Raw genomic sequence first — 22644 nt, forward strand, 5'->3', positions numbered from 1 at the left:
TACGAATATCGACAAGCAACGACGTGATATGATACAATACTTCAAAATTAATTAATTGGAACGGTTTAAAAATTGGAACGGTTTAATTGTGAGATTTTGAGCATTAGCTGCTCTGGGACTCGGCTATACGGAATATAACTCGTCCCATGACTGTACCATTATCAGTATTTAAATTCAAAGCATATAAAGTGGGTTACTTCACCTTTATGTAATAGAAATATTAATAATCTTTAAGGAGAGATAATTATAAGAAAAAAGGAGTGAAGATATGAAAACCAGAATTAGCACTTAAGATTTTTGTCATAAAAGGTTATGCGGAATACTCAGTCAAAAAATTGTTGGAGTTGGTATTATCTGTTTTAAAATTTGCAATTTAGGTCGTTGGTTATTAAGAAAAATATTAAATAACAAAAACAACGGAGGTAGCAGATGAAAACTTTAAAGACAAAACTTAACCGGTTATTCTGTATTGTTATGGCAGTACTTTTATTACTTAACGTCATGCCATTAGGTATGCTGATTGCTTATGCCGAGGATACACAAGCCGTGGCGAGTGGCAGTTGTGGAACAAATGTAAATTGGACATTGACTGCTATAGGGGAAAGCAGTTATGCCCTTACTATCTCAGCTTCAGATGAAAATAATACTATGGCAGACTATCAAGTACCGACTAATGCTGACGGTGTACCGTGGAAGTCATATATCACCGGTATAACCAGCCTTGTTGTACAGGAAGGCGTAAAAAACTTAGGGGATCGTACATGCTATGGAGCGACATCCCTGACAAGTGTCTCTATTCCCTCTACCGTTTCAGATATAGGAAACGGTGTCTTTAGAGGTTGTACTGCTTTAACAGAAGCCTCTTTTGGAGGAGCTATCACCATGGATAAAAATGTATTTTACGGATGTACAAGTCTAAAAATAGTAAGCATTCCTGAAGGCACAACTATATTGGCCGATAATACTTTCTCAGGCTGCAATGCATTGGAGGAGCTTACACTACCTGCCACTCTAACATCTATTGGTGCAAGCGCTTTTAAGGATTGCAGCAATATCAAGACAATTAATTTCAGTGGTAATAAAGAAGAATATAAAACCCTACTGGAGAACAACAGTGCTACTGCCATCCCTCTACAATCTACTGCTATTACTGTAATCTGTAGTGATGGAAACTATGTCTACGAAGAAAAAGAAGAACCAGAGAAGTCAACGACTGGAACAACTGGTGATGTTAGCTGGAGTATGGATACAGAAACCGGTAAGTTGATTCTATCCGGTATCGGAAAAACTGCAGACTATTCCAGTGCCACAGATCCTGCGAACTCTGCGCCATGGCTGGACTATATGGATCAGATTCAGGAGGTCGTTGTAGAGGAAGGCATCACTTATTTAGGAAAGCGACTTTTTTATGGAGCCGATAACCTTATAAAAGTGACTCTTCCTGATTCTCTTACTTCTTTGGAAGAGGGAGTTTTCAGAGAATGTACCAAGCTTAAAGAAATCACTATTCCGGCTAATGTAACTACAATAGGTAGAGTGCAGTTCTACCAGTGCGTCGCTCTGGAATCATTATCAATACTTGGTAATGTAACCATACTGAAGGATAAGTCTCTATCCGGCTGTACCGCGCTGAAGTCCCTTACTCTTCCTGCAAGTTTTGTATCCATCGAAAAAGAGGCTTTAAGTAACTGCAATAGCCTTAATTCCATTCACTATGGAGGAACAAAACAAGAATACCAGACTCTGGTGCAGAGCAATAGTGCTAATACAAAGGCACTACAATCTGCCATGATTGATGTCATCTGCACTGACGGTACATATGTCTATGGCCGTATAAGCTTAGGAAATGGTTTGGAGTACTCTCTTAGCAACGGAACTTTGACTATTATAGGAGAAGGCACAATGGATGATTATACTCTAGCTTCAGAAGTACCATGGGCTGGCGAGGCTGATTCCATTAAAATAGTTGTTATCAAGGGCGGGGTAGCGAAAATAGGAGCTAACGCTTTTGCAGAAGTCAATTCCATAGAAAACGTCTTCTATATCGGTAAAGAAGAAGGTTGGAATACTTTAAAGGCAGCAAGCGGTATCAACAACGAAAAACTCTTTACCGCCCTTATTACCTACGGCCTTTCCGGAACTTGCGGTGAAAAGGTTAACTGGAAGCTTAGTGAGGATGAAACTACACTAACAATTTCAGGACAGGGCACAATGTATGCTTACAATACTACCACCACTTTAGCTCCTTGGCTCTACAGCAAAGATAATATAACTAAAGTGGTTATTAATGAGGGAGTAACCGATGTTGGAGATTATGCTTTTTATGGTTGTAAACTTATCAACTCTCTAACCTTTCCAAGCTCCGTTGAAGAACTTGGCACTTATGCTTTCGGAGGATGTATATCTCTAGAAGAAGTTGCCTTTCCGGAAGGACTGAGAGTTATTGGTGCAAAGGCATTTAATGCTTGCAGCGGACTAACTACAGTTTACATCCCGAAATCTTTGACAAATATAGACATGAAGGCATTTATCTTAAACTCTTCTCTTTCCACGGTTTACTATGCCGGTACAGAAAATCAGTTGAAAAAAGTATTAGTGAGCGAATCTGCTTCCGGGAACAATAATTTGCTGAATGCAAAATTTGTTTTTGGTAGTCCACTTCCTAGCACAGATTTCTCAGACGTAGGAAGTAGTGACTGGTATGCCGGAGCTGTAAAGTACATGGTGGAAAACGAGTTTATGACCGGAGAAAGTGGAAAATTTGGCTCAGATAATCAAATAAGAAGTACAGAAATTGTTTCGCTATTATATCAGTTGGCAGGTTCACCGGGAATGTATAGTTCTGCAATTGATTGGGCGTTGCAAAACAAGATTGATATTTATGAGACTGATGATAAGGTTACTGTGTTAAGGCTGATGGAAATTATTTATTCTGCTGCAAACTATAACGGTGTTGATGTCACTGAGGTGACAGGTAGCAACAACTTAGATGGCATCACTAATACAGGGACACTTTCACAAGAGGAATTATTGAAGTTAACTTGGGTATTTGAACAAGGTTACTTTACTGACTTGATTTCCAACAAAGGTTCTATAGACTGTAACAATTACCTGACAAGAAGCGAAGGTGCTTCAGTACTTGCTGCATATATAAAAAGCGGGGCTGCATATGCGGATCGTTATAGAAAAATTGTAACTGAAGCACGTGCTGCACTTGAGGCCAAGGGCGATGGCATATTTTATATTTTTACTCCAAAGATAGCGGTTCCAAATATTACTGCTAAAGCGGGTGATTTTACTTTGCTCGTCTTACCAGATGGACAGACTATGATGATTGATAGCGGAGTAGGAGACTGCAATGGACCTGTTATGTCTTTTGTCAGGGACATAGGACTTAAATCCCTTGATTATTTTGTACTTTCCCATCCGCATACAGACCATGTGGGCAATGCTCTTAGTGTGGCAAAATACTTTTATGACGAGGTTGGGGGGACCATTGGTACTTACCTTTACACGGGGTATAAATATAGTACTCTGGAGCCTGCGTTTGCTGCATATCTGGCAGAAAAGAATGTAAATATGAGAACTGATATAAAATCAGGGGATTATCTTAAAATCGGTGACGTTGAGATTAATATCTTCAACCCCACTGAAGAAGATCTAAAAACTACTGATGTATCGGACGAATCACTTAATAATATATCTATGGCTATGAAATTTACCTATGGTAACGCTACATACCTGACTAGTGGGGACCTTTATGTGGACAAGGAAGCTGAATTGGTACAAAAATATGGTTCTAAGCTAAAAGCCGATATTATGAAATCGAATCACCACGGTTTATATACCTCAAATTCATCCCTTTGGTCAAAAACTGTTTCTCCTAAAGTTGTGATTACGAATAATGATGATGTGGGAAGTTCTATTATTTACAGACGCCTGAGCAGAGAAGGCTCGGCATACTACAGCGTAGGAGTGGATGGACTGGTTATGATAACCATGAGTTCAAATGCAGACTATACGGTTACTAGCCAGTATGATACTATCTTACGTCAGGAATACTCCGGAGAAATTGGAAAACCGACAAATAGAATCAGTCCGGCAACTGCTATATTTGACAAAAAAGCAGGTGCAGAGCAAGACATTAAAGTAAATATGACCCTGAACGGGAACACTTTAAGTGCAATTACTAACGGCTTGACTTATCTGGAAAGGGATATTGATTATTCTTTAAGTGGTAATATCGTTACCATCAAGAAGGAATTTCTGGATTCACAATCAGTAGGGTCTATTACACTGACTTTATTGTTCAGTGCAGGGAACAGCTCAAAATTAAATATTATAATTTACGACACTACGAGTACCGGAAATACTTCTACTATAGAGCCTGAACAGTTGCAAGCACCAACAATATGGGTGGATGCAAATACAGGCAAGGCTATTGTGGATGTTAAACCAGTGCTTGATAACAATACGGATATTGCTAAGTCTGAGTTGAAGTCTGAATTATTAAACAGTGCATTAAAATTGGCAAAGGTAGACCAGGATGGAATAAAGACAGTTTCCATTAATGTGCAGAACTTAAAGGACTCCAAGGCATATGAAGTGGTACTGCCATCAGAGGTACTGATTCAGAATGAAATGACACAAAAGTTGGAAATAAAAACAAATAAAGCAAATATAGAGTTGCCGGGGAACTTCCTATATAACGCAGGCGTTTTAGTACAGTCAGACAATGTAACTATAACTATCAAAGAAGTAGAGAAAAAGATACTGTCTGACAAAACCAGTACTCTGGTTGGTGATAGACCTGCGATAGAATTAAGTATTAACGCAAACGGTAAGATGATATCCTTAAGTAATTCCAATGCACAGATAAAAGTGTCTATTCCATACACTCCTACAGAACAAGAATTAAGAAACCATGAGCATATAGTAGCATATTATATTGATGAAAATGAAAATGCAATTACTGTACCGAGTGGTAAATATAACACTGATTCGGGAGAAATTTCTTTTACAACAACAAAATTGGAGAGATTTTCTATAGGCTATGTGGAAAAGACTTTTGCCGATATTGATAGTTTCGCTTGGGCCAAGAAGGAAATAGAAGCTTTGGCTTCAAAAGGAATCATAAATGGAACCTCCAACGCTACTTATAGTCCTTCTGCTAATATAACAAGAGCTGATTATCTAGTATTGCTTATAAGGAGCTTGTCCCTCACAACAGAGGTGGATGACAATTTCGATGATGTAAATCCAGGAAATTATTATTATGAGGCGATAGGCATTGCCAAAAAGCTGGGGATTACTTCAGGAAAAGGGAATAACTTATTTAACCCGAAGGAGTCAATCACCAGACAGGAAATGTTTACATTAACTACTAAAGCTTTGAAGTTGGTAGGTAAACTTAAGGATGGGCATAGCACGGAAGTATTAGAGAACTACAAAGACCAAAGTACTATTGCCACATATGCTCTTGAAGACATAGCAGCTTTGGTAGAGGAAGGCATCATTAAAGGAGCAGGAAGTATGTTGACTCCTTTGAAGAATGCTTCTCGAGCTGAAGCAGCTGTAGTGCTTTACAAGATTTATAATCGTTAATATATTACAGAACCTCAAATAGATTGAGTTAAGTTTGACAAATTATTCTGGGAGTATCGTAAAACTGTTCAAAAATCAAGAGCGATACTCCCTTCTTTTGTATCCCTGAAACGTTGATAAGTGCTTATTATACCTTCAATTTTTTTGATGTTTTTATTATTTTTGGAATTTAAGTGTACTTTAATAGCCATATTAATAACAGCTCAAAATAATTAATTAGTCGGTTATGATATGAAAAATCCGCACCCTTGACAAAAGATAATGTAGAGTGATAAAATAATTCAGTGCATTGATTTTGTGCATTTTTTTGTGTGCAAATTCAAAACATGTCTAAATTAAAGAGAAAACCACAATTGGAGGATTAAAAAATTGTTGGATGATCTTAAACACTGTAAGAAGGCAGTTGGTGTCAAGCAATCTACCAAAGCCGTAGAAAACGGTGTCGCGTCAAATGTTATAATTGCGAGAGATTGCGAGCAGAGGGTCGTAAGAGGAATTATAGAACTTTGCGATAAAAATGCAGTTCCCGTAGTATATGTTGATTCAATGAAGCAACTGGGAAAAGCTTGTGGAATTGACGTTGACGCTGCAGTTGCGTGTATTTTAAAGTAGCTTATATTTATTTATTCTTACTAAATGGTAAGGTATATATAAAATATATAATAATTACCTTTGAAAGGAGGTGTACTAATGCCAACATTTAATCAGCTGGTTAGAAAGGGCAGAGAAGTTATCGAAAAGAAATCAACTGCTCCAGCTCTCCAGAAAGGATTTAACTCAAAGAAGAAAAAGCCTACAGATTTAAGCAGCCCTCAAAAGAGAGGTGTTTGCACTGTTGTTAAGACTTCTACACCAAAGAAGCCTAACTCAGCACTTCGTAAAGTTGCCAGAGTTCGTCTTACAAATGGTTTAGAAGTAACTGCATATATTCCTGGAATAGGACATAACCTACAGGAACATAGCGTTGTTCTTATCAGAGGCGGAAGAGTTAAAGACTTACCTGGTGTAAGGTACCATATCGTTAGAGGTACTCTTGACACTGCCGGAGTTGCCAAAAGAATGCAGAGCCGTTCAAAATACGGAGCTAAGCGTCCTAAGGCAGGTGCCGCTAAAAAGTAATAACACAGCGTGCTGACAATTTAAAATGTTAGGTGCTTAGTACGTGTTTAAATATATTTTGTATAAGAGACAATAGGTTTTTAATAAAATTATCTATAATCTGTTAAACTAGTAAGGTATATTAATGTACTTGCGCTGACGACGGTTTAAACCACGAGTACCTGTGATACTTTCTATGGGTATATCCCATATCAAATGTTATCATAAAAGGAGGGAAGTAAGGTGCCAAGAAAAGGTCATATTTCAAAAAGAGATGTTTTACCTGATCCAATGTTTGGAAGCAAAACGGTTACTAAACTGGTTAACAACGTAATGTATGATGGTAAAAAGGGTGTTGCACAGCAGATATGCTACGATGCTTTTGATATTATCAAAGAAAAAACCGGCAGAGATCCTTTAGAAGTATTCGAAGAAGCTATGGCAAACATTATGCCAGTTCTCGAAGTAAAGGCTAGAAGAGTTGGTGGAGCAACATATCAGGTTCCTATGGAAGTTAGACCTGAAAGAAGACAGACTCTGGGCTTAAGATGGCTCGTTGATTACTCTCGCAAAAGAGGCGAGCGTACTATGAGAGAAAGACTTTCAGGAGAAATACTTGACGCTATCAACAATATGGGTGGAGCTTACAAGAAGAAAGAAGATACTCATAAGATGGCTGAAGCTAACAGAGCATTTGCTCATTATAGATGGTAATAATATAATTGGATTGATAATTTATCAATCCGAACTATCGTGAAAGGAGGGTAATCATGCCCAGGCAATTTGATTTGGAACATACTAGAAATATCGGTATAATGGCTCATATTGATGCTGGTAAGACAACAACAACCGAGCGTATACTGTTTTATACAGGAAAAGTTCACAAAATCGGCGAAGTTCATGAAGGTGCTGCTACTATGGACTGGATGGAGCAGGAGCAGGAGAGAGGTATAACTATCACTTCTGCGGCTACTACCGCACAGTGGAAGGGTAACAGGATAAATATTATTGACACGCCGGGGCACGTTGACTTCACTGTTGAAGTTGAAAGATCTCTTCGTGTACTCGATGGTTCGGTAACGGTTTTCTGTGCAAAGGGCGGTGTTGAACCTCAATCTGAAACAGTTTGGAGACAAGCTGATAAGTATGGAGTTCCCCGTATGGCATATGTAAATAAAATGGATATAATGGGAGCTGATTTTTACAACGTAGTCTCTATGATGAAAGATAGATTACAGTGTAATGCAGTACCTATACAATTACCAATAGGCAGTGAAGATAGCTTTATTGGTATGGTTGATTTGGTTACTATGACTTCTCATATATTTAAAGATGATTTAGGTCAGGTAATTGAAGATCAGCCTATCCCTGACGATATGATGGAAATTTCCAAGAAATATCGTGAAATATTACTGGAATCAGTTGCTGAACAAGATGAAGAGACTATGATGAAGTACCTGGAAGGTGAAGAACTCACTTTAGAGGAAATCAAGACCGGTATCAGAAAGGCTACTATAGCTGTTAAAATGATACCTGTAACTTGTGGTTCATCATACAAGAACAAAGGCGTACAACAGATGCTTGATGCAGTTGTTGATTATATGCCATCACCACTTGACATCCCTGCTATAAAGGGTATTTCAATGGACGGTGAAGAAGAAATAGAAAGACCTGCAGATGACAGTGGTCCGTTTGCAGCGCTTGCATTTAAGATTATGACTGACCCATATGTTGGTAAGCTCTGCTTCTTCAGAGTATATTCAGGAACATTGAACTCAGGTTCTTATGTTCTTAATTCTACAAAGAACAAGAGAGAAAGAATCGGAAGAATTCTTCAAATGCATGCAAACCATAGAGAAGAAATACAGATAGTTTACTCCGGAGATATTGCAGCTGCTGTTGGTCTTAAAGATACAACAACAGGTGACACTCTTTGTGAAGAAAACAATCCTGTAATTCTTGAATCAATGGAATTCCCTGAGCCTGTTATAGAAGTTGCAATAGAACCTAAAACTAAGGCTGGACAGGAAAAGATGGGTATCGCACTCCAGAAGCTGGCTGAAGAAGATCCTACATTCAGAGTTCATACTGACGCTGAAACAGGACAAACTATCATCGGCGGTATGGGTGAACTTCATCTTGATATCATCGTTGACAGAATGATGAGAGAATTCAAGGTTGAAGCTAATGTTGGTAACCCACAGGTTTCTTACAAAGAAACTATTCGTAAGGCTGTTAAGTCTGAAATGAAATATGCAAGACAGTCCGGTGGTAAAGGTCAGTACGGTCACTGTGTAATCGAACTTGAACCAAGAGAACCGGGTGCTGGTTATGAATTCGTTAATAAAATTACCGGTGGTGCTATTCCTAAGGAATACATCGGCCCAATAGATGCAGGTATTCAGGAAGCAATGAATACAGGTGTTCTTGCAGGATACAACGTTGTTGACATTAGAGTTACTCTTATTGATGGTTCATACCACGAAGTTGACTCTTCTGAAATGGCGTTTAAGATTGCCGGTTCAATGGCATTCAAGGATGGCTGCAGAAAGGCAAATCCTGTTCTTCTTGAGCCTATTATGAAAGTTGACGTTAGCGTTCCTGAGGAGTACATGGGAGACGTTATGGGTGGACTTAACTCAAGAAGAGGACGTATCGAAGGTATGGAAGCACGTAGTGGAGCTCAGAACATCAGAGCTATGGTTCCACTATCCGAGATGTTCGGATACGCTACAGCACTTCGTTCCTCCACACAGGGTAGAGGTACATTCTCCATGCAGACAAGTCACTTCGAAGAAGTGCCTAAGAGCATTCAGGAGAAGGTTATTTCTAACAGAAGCAATGATTAATTAATAACATTGCAGGTTAATTGCAAGAGTAGACTTTATAGTGAAAGCACTGTAAAGTTTACTCCTGTTAAATAAAGTAAATTAGTATAATATTAGCGCACAGCGCTTTAATGAAAGGATGGAGATTTTAAAATGGCTAAGGCTAAATTCGAAAGAAACAAACCCCACGTTAATATCGGAACAATTGGTCACGTTGACCATGGTAAGACTTCTTTAACAGCTGCTATCACTAAGGTTCTTGGATTCCTTGGAAAAGCTGAATACAAAGCATACGATCAAATCGATGCTGCTCCAGAAGAAAGAGAAAGAGGTATTACAATCAATACCGCTCACGTTGAGTATGAAACTGATACAAGACACTACGCTCACGTTGACTGCCCAGGCCATGCCGATTATGTTAAGAACATGATCACTGGTGCTGCTCAGATGGACGGTGCTATCCTCGTTGTTTCAGCTGCTGACGGCCCAATGCCTCAGACAAGAGAACACATTCTTCTTTCACATCAGGTTGGTGTTCCTTACATCATCGTATTCTTGAACAAGTGCGATATGGTTGATGATGATGAACTTATCGAATTGGTTGAAATGGAAGTTAGAGAACTGTTGAGCACATATGATTTCCCAGGCGATGATACTCCAATCATCAGAGGTTCAGCTCTTGTTGCTCTCGAAAGCACTTCAACTGATATAAACGCTCCTGAGTATGCTCCTATCGTTGCTCTTATGGCAGAAGTTGATAAGTATATCCCAACTCCTGAAAGAGCTACTGACAAGCCATTTATCATGCCTGTAGAGGATGTTTTCTCAATCACAGGTCGTGGTACTGTTGCTACTGGTAGAGTTGAAAAGGGTATCGTTAAGGTTGGAGACGAAGTTGAAATCGTTGGTTTGATGGAAGCTCCAAAGAAAACTGTTGTAACTGGTGTTGAAATGTTCAGAAAGCTTCTTGATCAAGCTCAAGCTGGTGATAACATCGGAGCACTCTTAAGAGGCGTTCAGAGAAACGAAATCGAAAGAGGACAGGTTCTTGCTAAGCCAGGATCAATCAAGCCTCACACTTACTTTGAAGGACAGGTTTACGTTTTGACTTCTGCCGAAGGTGGAAGACATAAGCCATTCTTCAATGGTTACAGACCACAGTTCTACTTCAGAACAACTGACGTTACAGGCGTTATCGAAATTCCAGAAGGAACAGAGATGGTTATGCCTGGTGACCACATCACTATGAAAATCAAATTGATTACTCCTATCGCTATGGATGAAGGACTTAAGTTCGCTATCCGTGAAGGTGGAAGAACAGTTGGTGCTGGTAACGTTTCAAAGATTATCGAATAATTTTTGCTATATGTATAAGAGAGCATTGCAGACTTAATAGTTTGCGGTGCTTTTTTTTAGTTTCAGGGGGAACTTACGCAATTTGAATTACATGAAGAAAAGGATGGATTTTCAGATGGTAAACAAACAAGAGTTTTATGAGACTGTTAAAGCTACATTATCATTCTTCGAGAAGGCTTCAATCGTTCTGACAGATGAGGAGAAGGGGCGAATAGAAGTTGCTGACTACGGACTGAATGATTTAAAAAATACAGGACTTCAATTAATGACCTTCGTTAATACTGACAGAGTGTGTGCAAAGGAGATGGTCCTTTTCCCACACCAGACATGTCCTGAACACAGGCATCCCGAAAGGAATGGTCACCCCGGGAAGGAGGAGACTTTTAGATGCAGAAGCGGAAAGGTTTACCTTTATGTTGAAGGTGAAAAGTCTGAAAACATTCACTGTAAAGTGCCGGCAGGCAGTGAAGAGTACTACACTGTATGGCATGAAATAATATTGAAGCCGGGAGAGCAGTATACTCTTTATCCCAACACGCTTCACTGGTTTCAGGCGGGAGACGAAGGCGCAATAATATCTGAGTTTTCTACCAATTCAGATGATGCATCGGATATTTTTACGGATACAAGGATAAAAAGAATTCCTGAGGTAGAAAAATAGAATCATATGATAAGAGGGCAAAAAAAGACCCCGGAAGATTATTCTTTAAAATAAGATAGTTTCCCGGGGCCTTTGTGTTAAAATTTTACATGAATATCCTTTCAGGTATTTATTGATAAAGTGTTTAACAAGTTTGGATGAGGGTATATAATATTAGAGTATTATTCTAAATGGATAAGCAAATGATAAACTTGAAATTATATGAAAGGACGGAAAAAAATAAATGATAGAGATAAAGAAGAATATATATTGGTGTGGAATAAGAGACTGGGGACTAAGTGTTTTTCACGGGCATGAACTTTCAACCCATAGAGGATCTTCATATAATTCATATATTATAAGAGATAAGAAAACAGTACTCATTGACACTGTATGGGATCCATATAAGGAGCAATTTGTTGAGGACTTGGACAAGAGTGTAGGACTGTCAAATATAGATGCTATTGTTATTAATCATATTGAGCCTGACCATGGAGGAAGCCTCGGACTTTTGATGAGCAAAATTCCGAATACTCCTATTTATTGCACAAAAAACGGTTCTGAAATTATTAAAAAGTATTTTGAGAAAGACTGGAATTTTAATATAGTAAAAACCGGAGATACTCTGGACTTAGGAGAATATAAGCTGAACTTTGTTGACATGCAGATGATTCACTGGCCTGACAGTATGCTCGAGTACGTTGAAGGAGCAAACTTAGTTATATCAAATGATGCTTTTGGCCAGCATTATTGTGGAACAGACATGTTTAATGATCAGGTTGATACCTGTGAACTTTATCAGGAAGCTATAAAGTACTTTGCAAATATTCTTACTCCTTTCAGACCATTAATAAAGAAGAAGATAGAGCAAATTGCCTCCATGAATCTTGATATAGATATGATTGCGCCTAGTCATGGGGTTATTTGGAGAGATAATCCGTCACAGATTATCGAAAAATATGCCCAATGGGCCGACCTTAACTACAATGAAGGCTATGCAGTAATTATTTACGATACAATGTACCATACTACCAGAGCTATGGCTGAAGCAATAGGAAGAGGCTTAGAAGAGGAGGGGGTAAGCTACAGAATAATAAATGCTGCTACAAGAGACAAGAGTGACCTGAATGTTGAGATTTTTAAGGCCAATGCCGTTATTTTAGGAAGCTGTACGGTTAATAATACTGTTACAAGACCAATAGCAGCTTTGTTGGAGGAAATCAAGTCTTTAAAAATTAAGAATAAGCTTGTTGCCGGATTCGGAGCATATGGTTGGAGTGGTGAGGCACACAAGAAGATAAGCAAGGATTTAGGTGATGCTGGTTTGACAATTTGTGCAGAACCACTGGGATTCAGATACAAAATGTCAGGGCCTGAAGTTGAGCAGTGTGTTGAAATGGGACGTAACATTGCCAGACAACTTAAAGCAAAATAATATTATAAAGTAGATTTTTCGTGTTTTTTTTAACAAAATGCTACTTATAATTATCATAAATATGTTATAATAAATGCTGGTATTTTGAATATTTATATTCGAGTACCAGCTTTTGTTTTGCTTCTCTGTATGTAGAAACAGAAGTACATAATATTATCGAGGCAACAGCCTCAAACTCAATAAAGCTATGAATAAAATTTCAAATAGTTATGCGAAGGGGGAAGTCAAATGAATTACTCACATGAAGTTGAAAATATGTGTGTTGTAAAGAAGGGGCCACATCATGGTCCTGCTCCAATTCCTGAAGAAGGTAAGTGGGTAAAGGCTAAAGAAATCAGCGATATATCAGGTTTGTCACATGGTATTGGTTGGTGTGCACCTCAGCAGGGATGCTGTAAGCTCACATTGAACGTTAAAGAAGGTATTGTTGAAGAAGCTCTTGTTGAAACTCTTGGTTGCTCAGGTATGACTCACTCAGCAGCTATGGCGGCTGAAATTCTTCAAGGTAAAACTATTCTTGAATGTCTAAATACTGACTTGGTTTGTGACGCTATAAACGTTGCTATGAGAGAAATATTCAAGCAGTTGGCATATGGTAGAACTCAGTCTGCTTTCTCAGAAGGCGGTCTTCCAATCGGTGCAGGACTTGAAGACCTTGGTAAAGGCTTACGTTCACAGGTTGGTACAATATTTGCTACTAATGCTAAGGGCGTTAGATACCTTGAAATGGCTGAAGGTTACATATTGAATATCGGACTGGATAGCGATGGAGAAGTTATCGGTTACAAGTTCGTATCACTCGGAAAAATGCTTGATGCAATAAAGAAGGGTGTAGATCCTAAGGAAGCTTATGAAAAGAATATAGGTACATACGGCAGATTTGATGAAGCAGTTAAAGTAATAGATCCTAGACACGAATAATTAAAGAGAGAGGTGAATACTGTGGTTAGATTTGAAGGTTATGAAAGAAGAATAGCTCAAATAGAAAAATGTTTAGCTGAGTATGGCTTTAAGAGCCTTGAAGAAGTAAAGGACTTCTGTACTTCAAAAGGAATAGATGTAGACTCAATCGTTAGAGGTATACAGCCAATCGCATTTGAAAATGCAGTATGGGCATACACTCTCGGTTGTGGTGTTGCGCTTAAGAAGGGTATAACAAACGCTTCTCAAGCTGCTGAAGCAATCGGTATCGGATTACAGGCATTCTGTATCCCGGGTTCAGTTGCAGAATCAAGAAAAGTTGGTTTAGGCCACGGAAATCTTGCTGCAATGCTTCTTAAAGAAGAAACTAAGTGCTTCTGCTTCTTGGCAGGACACGAATCCTTTGCAGCTGCTGAAGGAGCTATTGGTATAGCTAAAACAGCTAACAAGGTTAGAAAAGAACCACTTCAGGTTATACTGAATGGTCTTGGTAAGGATGCAGCATTTATTATTTCAAGAATCAACGGATTTACATATGTTGAAACTGATTATGATTTTTCAACTAATACTCTTAACGTTGTCAGAACAAAAGCTTATTCAAACGGCGACAAGGCTAAGGTTAGAGTATATGGTGCAAATGACGTTCTTGAAGGCGTAGCTATCATGAGACACGAAAATGTTGACGTTTCCATCACCGGTAACTCAACTAACCCAACAAGATTCCAGCACTTAGTTGCAGGTACATACAAGAAGTGGGCAAATGAAAACGGTAAGACATACTTCTCAGTTGCTTCAGGCGGAGGAACAGGAAGAACATTGCATCCTGATAATATGGCTGCAGGACCTGCTTCATACGGCTTAACTGACTCAATGGGTAGAATGCACGGAGACGCTCAGTTCGCAGGTTCATCTTCAGTTCCTGCTCACGTTGAAATGATGGGTCTTATCGGCGCAGGTAACAACCCAATGGTTGGTATGACTGTTGCTGTTGCAGTTGCTATTGAAGAAAGCGCAAAGTAATTTTTTATAAATTAAGAATTTTAAAGCTGGTATAAGAGGAGCTGTCGCAATTGTTTTATTAAACATTGCACGGCTCTTTTTTTGCAATTATTTCAATTTGACCAAAAGAATATTATATATTCAAAAAGGAATTATAATATTATCTGAAAGACGATTTTAAAAGAATATTTTTTTCACAAAATTTTAGTAGAGTATTGAACAAGGTAAAAAATCGTATTATACTATAACTAAGGTCAAAGAAAGTCAAAATCAATTTAAATAGAGGTGATGTTGTGGCAAGTTTAAGTGATTTGATTGAGGCTTTTATAAAGCAAATGATGTCCGACACAAACGGGTCAATTGAACTGCAGCGTAATGAACTTGCAAACCAGTTCAATTGCGTACCTTCCCAGATTAACTATGTAATATCAACAAGATTTACCGTAGACAGAGGCTACTATGTTGAGAGCCGAAGAGGCGGTGGGGGGCATGTAAGAATAAAACGTGTTAATGTAAATATACCGGGAAATTACCTGATGCATATTATATCCTCCATGGGCTCAAGTATATCTCAGCAATCGTCAGAAGTTTTTATTAACAATTTTGTAGATTATGAGGTTATAAGCGAAAGAGAAGGATTTTTGATGAAAGCTGCTGTTAGTGATAAGATTCTTGGCGGGCTGCCAATGCCGGACAGAGATATTATCAGAGCATCATTGCTAAAAAATATGATTATGAGCTTACTGGTTTAAGAATATAGTTTAAGGGTATTGTTTTTTTAGGAGGTAATTTTTATGCTTTGCCAGAATTGTCAGCAGAGAACTGCAAACGTACATTTCACGCAGATTAAAAATAACACAAAGTTGGATATATACCTTTGTGAAGAATGTGCACAGGAAATGAGCCATCAGGAATTTGTTTCTCCTTTCGGCTTTAATGACTTGATTAGCGGATTATTTGGGGCACAACTGAAACAGGAGCCAGCCGTAAAGCTTAAATGCGAGAACTGCGGAATGGAGTATGATGAATTCCTAAAAACCTCAAGGCTGGGCTGTACCCAGTGCTATAAGGCTTTTGCAGATAAACTGGACCCTATAGTAAAAAGACTTCACGGAAATGGGGAACATCATGGAAAGGTTCCGGCAAGGGTTAGCAGCAATGTGAATATTAACAATGAAATAGATAAATTAAAACAACTTTTAAATGAAGCTGTTAAAGCTGAGAAATATGAAGAAGCAGCAAAAATCCGAGACAGGATAAAAAGTCTGGAGGTGGGAGAATGAGTAAAATACCTGCAGAAAAAGGCCCTGAATTTGATATTGCAGTTTCAAGCAGAGTAAGACTGGCAAGAAATTTTGCTGATATCCCGTTTTCAGCGAAAATGAGTACAAAGCATCAGGCTGATTTAATTAAAAGAATGCAGGAAATAATGTCAGGATTTACTGTTTATGGTAAGCTAATGTTTGCAGACATGAATACTTTACATCCTGTAGACAGAATTTCACTGATGGAAAGGCACCTTATCAGTCCGGAACTGGCTGATAGCAAAGAAAACAGCGGAGCCTTCATAAATGAGAATGAAAACGTAAGCATAATGGTAAATGAAGAAGATCACTTACGGGTTCAGTCAATTTTTCGGGGGATACAGCTTGAAAAAGCGTATAAGGTATGTGATGAAATTGACTCTCTTATAGCAGAAAAAGCGGACTACGCTTTTGATGACAAATATGGATATCTTACAAGCTGTCCCACTAATATAGGCACGGGGATGAGAGCATCGGTAATGCTGCACCTGCCTGCCTTGGTTATGACAGGCTATATGAAGTCAATATTGGAAAGCTGTAATAAGGTTGGAGTTACTGTCCGGGGAATATATGGAGAGAACAGTGAAGCGGTAGGAGATATGTTTCAAGTATCAAATCAGGTAACTTTGGGCCGAAAGGAAGAAGAGACAATTGCCAGTATTGATGGTATATGCAAGCAGATAATTGACAGAGAAAAGATGCTGAGACTTCAGCTCTACAAGAAAAATATTTATAGATTTGAGGATAGGATATTCAGGTCTTATGGAATTCTTCAAAATGCAAGAATTCTTACGTCCAAGGAGTCCTTCAAACTACTTTCTGATGTTAGACTTGGAGTGAGTATGGGAATAATTAATGATATAGATATAGCTGCGCTTAATGAAGCCATGATTTTGTCACAGCCGGCAACACTACAGAAGATGTCAGGTAAACCCCTTGAACAGGACGAAAGAGATATAAAGAGGGCGGAACTTATCAGAATAAAAATTACAAATTAAGTATACGAGAGGTGATAAAGATGTATCAACGTTTTACAGAAAAAGCAGAAAGGGCAATAGGATTTTCCCAACAGGCTGCTGTTGATTTAGGACATAATTATGTCGGTACTGAACATATACTCTTGGGTCTTGTAAAAGAAGGAACAGGTGTTGCATCCAGAGTACTTCTTGGTCAAGGAATAACAGAGGAGAAAATTCTAAAGGAGATCGAAGAACTTATTGGTAAAGGGGATGCTGAAGGTACACAGCCTGTCGGGTTTACACCCAGAACTAAAAGAGTGCTTGAGCTTGCTTTTAAAGAAGCAAGAAGGATGGGACAGGGATACATTGGAACAGAACATCTTCTTCTTGGTATTATGAAAGAGGGAGAGAGTGTTGCAGTGAGAATTATGATGGACTTAGGAGTTGATCCACAAAAGCTTCTTAACGAGCTTATTAAAATTCTTACTGAGGAGTCTCCCGGTTCCAACGGTTCAACAAAGAGCAATAGTTCAAACTCAAATACTCCTACTCTGAACCAATTCGGAAGAGATTTAACAGATATGGCTAGAGATGGGAAAATAGACCCTGTTATAGGACGTGACAAGGAAATTGAGAGAGTTATTCAGATTCTTAGCAGAAGAACCAAAAACAACCCGTGTCTTATAGGTGAGCCGGGTGTTGGTAAAACTGCTATTGCAGAAGGTCTGGCTCAAAAAATAGTTGAAGGCAATATTCCTGAGATTTTAAGTGACAAGAGAGTTGTTACCCTTGATTTATCCTCAATGGTTGCAGGTGCAAAGTACAGAGGAGAGTTTGAAGACAGACTTAAAAAGGCAATGGAAGAAATACGGAAGGCTGTAAACGTAATACTGTTCATAGATGAGCTGCATACTATTGTAGGTGCAGGAGCAGCCGAAGGTGCCATAGATGCCTCAAACATACTCAAACCATCTCTTGCAAGAGGTGAAATTCAGGTTATCGGTGCTACAACCTTAAACGAGTACAGAAAACACATTGAAAAGGACGCAGCCCTGGAAAGAAGATTTCAGCCTATAACCGTAGGAGAACCATCGAAGGAAGAGGCTGTTGAAATATTAAAGGGTGTTCGTGATAAATATGAGGCACACCATAGAGTAAAGATAACCGATGATGCAATTGAAGCGGCAGTTAAGCTTGGTGACAGATATATAACAGACAGATTTTTGCCGGATAAGGCTATTGATTTGATTGATGAGGCAGCTTCAAGAATAAGACTCAAAACCTTTACTGCTCCGCCTGATTTGAAGGAAATGGAGGAGAAGGTTGAAAAGCTTAGCAAGGAGAAGGAAGATGCCATCAGGTGTCAGGAATTTGAAAAAGCAGCAAGAATAAGAGATGATGAACAAAAGCTTAAAAATGAACTTGACAAGGTAAGAGATCAATGGCGCCAGAAGAATCAGACAAAAACAGATACGGTTACAGAAGATGACATAGCTGATATAGTTGCCAGTTGGACCGGAATACCTGTAAAGCGGTTAGCCGAGGAAGAATCTGAAAGATTACTGAAAATGGAAGAGACCCTTCATAAGAGGGTAATTGGTCAGGATGAGGCTGTTAAATCCATATCAAAGGCTATCAGAAGAGGGCGTGTTGGTCTGAAAGATCCGAAACGACCTGTTGGCTCGTTTATATTCATGGGCCCTACGGGAGTCGGTAAGACTGAGCTTTGCAAAGCGTTGGCAGAAGCAATGTTCGGGGATGAGAAGTCTATGATTCGTGTTGATATGTCAGAGTTTATGGAAAAACACAGTGTTTCAAAACTGGTTGGTTCTCCTCCGGGCTACGTTGGTTATGACGAGGGCGGGCAGCTTACTGAAAGAGTCAGGAGAAGGCCTTATTCAGTACTTCTGTTTGATGAAATAGAGAAGGCACATCCTGATATCTTCAATATACTGCTGCAAATACTGGAAGATGGCAGACTAACTGATTCACAGGGACGTGTGGTGGATTTCAGAAATACTATAATAATCATGACTTCAAATGTGGGAGCAAGAACCATTACTGAGCCTAAGAGACTTGGCTTCTCAACTTCAAACGATGAGAGCGCAAAGAATTATGAGGATATGAAGAACAATGTAATGGGCGAGCTCAAAAAGATGTTCAGACCGGAGTTTCTCAACAGAATTGATGATATTATTGTTTTCCACCCATTGAGCAAGGAAAATATAAAAGAAATTGTACGTCTCATGCTGGATGTGCTTGTAAACAGGCTAAAAGCTAATGAAATAGCAATGGAAGTGAGTGAAGAGGCTATGGGACATCTTGCTCAGAAGGGCTTTGACCCTGTGTTTGGAGCAAGACCTTTAAGACGAGCAATACAAAGCATGGTGGAGGATAAACTTGCAGAAGACATGCTGGAAGGCAAGGTAAAGGCAGGAGACAGCATCAGAATAGACTTTGACGGAGAAAACATTGTTATTAATAAGAAGTAAGGCAGACTGTTATTTCCGATTAATTAAAAAAAGAATATGGGAATATAAAACCCCTCTTTGGCGACAATAGCCAAACGAGGGGTTTTATAATGACTTGATTATTTCCGGTAGGTTTGACGTATGAATATGATGTATATACAATTATTTACATTGAAGAGATAAATTGCAATAAACCAAAATATCGGAAAGGAAGTCTGCATTATGATTGTATATAAGCTTTTAAAGACTCCGTTACAATATTATGTTTATGACAGAAATAAGAATAAAATCCTAAATATAAGCAAGGAGGAGTATGAAGAGCTTGACAGATTAAATAAAAAGCAGATTACTGAAAAAGAAGCAGTCTGTCTTAAAAAATATCAGAAGTGTGGATATTTAAAGAATAATATTGTTGAAAATATAGTTCATCCCGAAACTAAATATATAAAGCATTATCTGGAGCACAGAGTACAGTTCCTCATATTACAGGTTACACAAAGCTGCAATCTCAGGTGCGATTATTGCACATATTCAGGACAATATAACACAAGAGGTCACTCCGGCAAGTCAATGACATGGGAACTGGCGAAAAAGTCAATTGATTATCTATATCAACATTCAAATGAAATTGAAAAAGTCAGAATAAGCTTCTACGGTGGCGAGCCATTACTTGAAATTGACTTGATAAAAAAATGTGTAGAGTACGTTAAAGAAACATATCCTCACAGAATAACAAACTATGGAATTACTACTAACGGTACACTTCTTTCAGGTGAAATAGCTGACTTTCTAATAGATAATCAATTCTCTGTTACCATAAGCCTTGACGGCTCTAAAAAGGATCATGATGCCAACAGAAAGTTTGCAAATGGAGAAGGCAGCTTTGATACAATCATAAATAATATCAAAGTGATAAGTAAACATAACAAGGAATTTATTAAAAATATCAGATTTAATACTGTTTTAAATCCAAAATCAGATTATGGTACTGTGAGAAATTATTTCAGCTCGGAAGATGTGGTATGTGATGCAGGTATCGGTCTTAGTCTTATGGAGCAAATTAACCATAAAGGGGACATCTCCTTTAGCCATGAATTTATTAATATAAGAAGATATGACTACTTTCTGTTATTAATGACCATGGTAAAAAAGTTAAAAAAAGAGGTAACACCAAAGTTCATGGCTGAAATAAAATCAGGAATTGATATTGATTATACTTCCATGGAGGATATTAATAGTGTAAGTAAATCATGGCATCATTCGGGGCCGTGTATTGCAGGAGCTATGAGAATGTTTGTAAATACTGATGGTGTAATCTATCCCTGTGAAAAAGCAATTGAAACCAGTGAAGCCATGAAAATAGGCGAAATTGATAGCGGTACGGATGCGGGTAAAGCCTCAAAGGTAATGAATATAGGAAAAATCTCAGAAAGAGATTGCAAAAACTGCTGGGCTATAAACTGGTGCTCCATGTGTGCATTATATGCTGAGAAGGATGGAAAATTTGATTCAGTCACAAAAAGGAAAAATTGTGCAAAATCACTTATAGATGCACAAGAAAAGCTTCTGAACATATGTGCTTTAAAAGAATTCGGATATAAATTCGGAAGGGAGGAAATGTATGTATAAACTTCTGGTCTACCCCTTTAGTATGGAAGACAACTGTATAACAAAATATCGGGATATGCTTCGGGGCTACGAGCTTGCTAGTTTGGTATGCTTTGAGGGTGCATATGAAAACGGCAGAGATGCAGGAGAGTTTGAGGAAGTAGATACGGGTTTAATAATAACTGATGATTTTAATACGGAGATTGATAAATGCGATGTGGTACTTTTGTTGGATAAAAGTTTTAATGAATTAAAGGACGCATACATTCAAAGGATTAATACTGCCGTATCAAAAAATAAAATAGTTATGACAAATAATAAGATATACGACTTTTGCTTAAAAGAGTTTTCCGGCAATAAAAATATAAGAATACTGGACAATGTTCTGGAGACCGGATTGAATTATTTTACATATGACAAGAGAATGACACAGCCGGACATTCCTGTAATCACTGTCATGTCCATTGGAGAGAGCTGTAATAAATTTGAGGCACAGCTTGATTTAAGAAAGAAATTTCAGGATAAGGGCTACAAGATATTACAGTTTGGTACAAAGGATTATTGTGATTTGTTTGGCTTCAAAAAGCTTCCATCCTTTCTTATGTCCAAAAATATTTCATTTGATGAAAAAGTATATATGTTTAATTACTATATAAACAGAGAAGTGTTAAAAGACGATTATGATATTGTTATTATTGGTGTGGCAGGGGGAATACTCCCTGTTAACAGATATATAACCAATTACTTCGGAGAAATTTCTTTGATTGTGTCTTCTGCACTGAATATAGATATTAATATATTATGTTCATATCATAATGAAGACATTAATGTTGAAAGCTTATATGAATGCCGAAATTTCTGCAAAGGACGACTTGGGTGCTTTACGGACTACTATTATATGTCTGACAGGCAGTTCAGAATTTCTCATGACCATGATATAGAGTATTTTATGTTGGAAAGACAGCATTGCATTAATAATCTGCCGGCTATCGACAATGAAACACTGAAATTCTGTCATGTGTTGGATACAGATGTAAAGGATAATCTGCTGAATGCTTTGGTAGAAGAATTGGAAGGTAATGTGGCACTTGTATAAAAAGGAGGAGCTTATGGAAAAAAGAGAAGTAATGAATGAAATAAAAGAAACTGTATATAAGATAACAGGAATTAAAATAGAGGATGAAAATGATAATATTATCGGATGCCATCATAACTACCCTATTATATATGCAATTTATATTGTGGATGAACTTGAAAAAATATTCGGTAAGGAGATTTCAAATATATTTGCTGAAAATGATTACAACGTATGGAAATTATCAAATTTGGCAGATGCCATTATAAATATATGTGGTAATTCTTTAGAAAAGCTTCAGGCAGTTTAATTTCAAAAGGGTATATCATTTATTTATTAAATGATT

The 22644-nt window shown here is 38.1% G+C and carries 17 protein-coding genes; all 17 read left to right on the forward strand.

The window, feature by feature from the left end; genetic code table 11:
* Positions 1-429 precede the first annotated feature (429 nt).
* On the forward strand, positions 430-5604 hold the full coding sequence (locus tag P0092_RS01845; protein WP_004619839.1) for a leucine-rich repeat protein: 5175 nt from the start codon (positions 430-432) through the stop codon (positions 5602-5604).
* 369 nt (positions 5605-5973) lie between these two features.
* Entirely contained in the window at positions 5974-6216 is a 243-nt protein-coding gene (locus P0092_RS01850; protein WP_004619840.1) for a ribosomal L7Ae/L30e/S12e/Gadd45 family protein, read from the forward strand.
* 78 nt (positions 6217-6294) lie between these two features.
* Positions 6295-6723, forward strand: a complete 429-nt coding sequence (gene rpsL / locus P0092_RS01855; RefSeq protein WP_004619842.1) for a 30S ribosomal protein S12 — start codon at positions 6295-6297, stop codon at positions 6721-6723.
* A gap of 222 nt (positions 6724-6945) precedes the next feature.
* Positions 6946-7416 (forward strand): 30S ribosomal protein S7, encoded by a 471-nt coding sequence (gene rpsG, locus P0092_RS01860; RefSeq protein ID WP_004619844.1) that lies wholly within the window; start codon positions 6946-6948, stop codon positions 7414-7416.
* A gap of 56 nt (positions 7417-7472) precedes the next feature.
* On the forward strand, positions 7473-9551 hold the full coding sequence (gene fusA, locus P0092_RS01865) for an elongation factor G (RefSeq protein WP_004619847.1): 2079 nt from the start codon (positions 7473-7475) through the stop codon (positions 9549-9551).
* 132 nt (positions 9552-9683) lie between these two features.
* Positions 9684-10886 (forward strand): elongation factor Tu, encoded by a 1203-nt coding sequence (gene tuf / locus P0092_RS01870; protein WP_004619849.1) that lies wholly within the window; start codon positions 9684-9686, stop codon positions 10884-10886.
* A gap of 115 nt (positions 10887-11001) precedes the next feature.
* Positions 11002-11547: a D-lyxose/D-mannose family sugar isomerase gene (locus tag P0092_RS01875; RefSeq protein WP_040758977.1), complete on the forward strand. Its 546-nt coding sequence runs from the start codon at positions 11002-11004 to the stop codon at positions 11545-11547.
* Positions 11548-11770: 223 nt separating this feature from the next.
* Entirely contained in the window at positions 11771-12961 is a 1191-nt protein-coding gene (locus P0092_RS01880; protein ID WP_004619854.1) for an oxygen-binding di-iron domain-containing protein, read from the forward strand.
* Between the two features lie 228 nt (positions 12962-13189).
* Positions 13190-13882: an iron-sulfur cluster assembly scaffold protein gene (locus P0092_RS01885; protein WP_004619858.1), complete on the forward strand. Its 693-nt coding sequence runs from the start codon at positions 13190-13192 to the stop codon at positions 13880-13882.
* 21 nt (positions 13883-13903) lie between these two features.
* A complete protein-coding gene (locus tag P0092_RS01890; protein ID WP_004619859.1) occupies positions 13904-14902 on the forward strand; it encodes a GGGtGRT protein in 999 nt (332 codons plus the stop codon).
* 272 nt (positions 14903-15174) lie between these two features.
* Positions 15175-15633 carry a CtsR family transcriptional regulator gene (locus P0092_RS01895; RefSeq protein WP_004619860.1) on the forward strand — a complete coding sequence of 153 codons (459 nt, stop codon included), beginning with the start codon at positions 15175-15177 and terminating at the stop codon, positions 15631-15633.
* 42 nt (positions 15634-15675) lie between these two features.
* Complete coding sequence (locus tag P0092_RS01900) at positions 15676-16164, forward strand: UvrB/UvrC motif-containing protein (RefSeq protein WP_004619861.1); 489 nt, start codon at positions 15676-15678, stop codon at positions 16162-16164.
* Complete coding sequence (locus P0092_RS01905) at positions 16161-17183, forward strand: protein arginine kinase (protein WP_004619864.1); 1023 nt, start codon at positions 16161-16163, stop codon at positions 17181-17183. The genes P0092_RS01900 and P0092_RS01905 overlap by 4 nt, the downstream gene beginning before the upstream one ends.
* 20 nt (positions 17184-17203) lie before the next feature.
* The gene (locus tag P0092_RS01910; RefSeq protein ID WP_004619865.1) at positions 17204-19636 is read left to right on the forward strand and encodes an ATP-dependent Clp protease ATP-binding subunit; all 2433 of its coding nucleotides are present in this window, start codon (positions 17204-17206) and stop codon (positions 19634-19636) included.
* Positions 19637-19837: 201 nt separating this feature from the next.
* Positions 19838-21244 carry a Cys-rich peptide radical SAM maturase CcpM gene (gene ccpM, locus P0092_RS01915; protein WP_004619867.1) on the forward strand — a complete coding sequence of 469 codons (1407 nt, stop codon included), beginning with the start codon at positions 19838-19840 and terminating at the stop codon, positions 21242-21244.
* Positions 21237-22319 (forward strand): TIGR04066 family peptide maturation system protein, encoded by a 1083-nt coding sequence (locus tag P0092_RS01920; protein WP_004619869.1) that lies wholly within the window; start codon positions 21237-21239, stop codon positions 22317-22319. The genes ccpM and P0092_RS01920 overlap by 8 nt, the downstream gene beginning before the upstream one ends.
* A 13-nt stretch (positions 22320-22332) precedes the next feature.
* Positions 22333-22608, forward strand: coding sequence for a hypothetical protein (locus P0092_RS01925; RefSeq protein WP_004619871.1), 276 nt, complete (start codon positions 22333-22335; stop codon positions 22606-22608).
* The last annotated feature ends 36 nt before the right edge of the window (positions 22609-22644 follow it).

Source organism: Ruminiclostridium papyrosolvens DSM 2782 (assembly GCF_029318685.1).
GTDB classification, from domain to species: domain Bacteria; phylum Bacillota; class Clostridia; order Acetivibrionales; family DSM-1351; genus Ruminiclostridium; species Ruminiclostridium papyrosolvens.